Consider the following 925-nt stretch of genomic DNA (forward strand, 5'->3'; position numbering starts at 1 on the left):
TATGTATACTATTATTTAACATTTTATCTGGAATATTATTAGTGGTCTTTAAATCAATATATGCGATATCATACGGATTGTAAGCAATTGCCACTCTTTGTGATTGTGACATAATTATCACACTTATAGTTGTAAAAAAAATTGTTATACTTGTAAGTAAAGTGATAATAAAAAGAATCTTTTTTGTTTGTCCTAATGTATGTTGTAAATTACTAATAATAAGCATAGATTTATATCTCAGTTTTTTTGAACATTTAAGTATAATCGAAATAAAGAAGATAATATTAGAAATACACAAATACACTCCAATAAGTGATACAATAAAAGACCTAGCCAAGACAACAGAATTTCCTATATTATAATTATATAGCATGTCAAAAAACGAAAAAAATATCATAATTGCACCAATAATACCCCATAACGGATAACTTAGAATATTATTGTCGCTAATTCGATATTGTTTTAGTAAACTAACTATTTTGTACCTTTTACATGATACAACATTAATCATTAACATTAGTATAAATATTATCAAAAAAAAGGCAATTGAGTAAATATAACTTTTTACGCTTAGCTTAAAAGAAATGTTATTTAATTTAACTAGATTATTTATCAAATAATAAAATATGGGTGACAAAAGTGTACCAGAAATTAATCCTAATAATAATGATAATACTATAATAGTACATGTTTCAATTACTAACATTTTAATAATATACGAATATGTCATTCCTAATATCATAAAAAGTCCAAATTCTCGCTTTCGATACTTTAAAAAAGAATTATAAGAATACATTATAAAAAAAGCAGAAAACATTGATACTCCAATAGAAGGAGCTATAATATTACTAGCAATTGAACCTGTTCTAAAATTGTTCATAAAATTCGTATTAGTGTATATAGTAGAAAAGATAAAGAATACCAT

At 23.5% G+C, this 925-nt stretch carries 1 protein-coding gene; it reads right to left on the minus strand.

All coding sequences use genetic code 11. The features are described 5' to 3' along the window. Nucleotides 1-925 (minus strand): FtsX-like permease family protein (locus tag CLORY_RS24300; RefSeq protein ID WP_139376136.1); only part of this gene is annotated, 925 nt, incomplete at its 3' end.

This window comes from Clostridium oryzae, from assembly GCF_002029235.1.
Lineage (GTDB): Bacteria > Bacillota > Clostridia > Clostridiales > Clostridiaceae > Clostridium_AE > Clostridium_AE oryzae.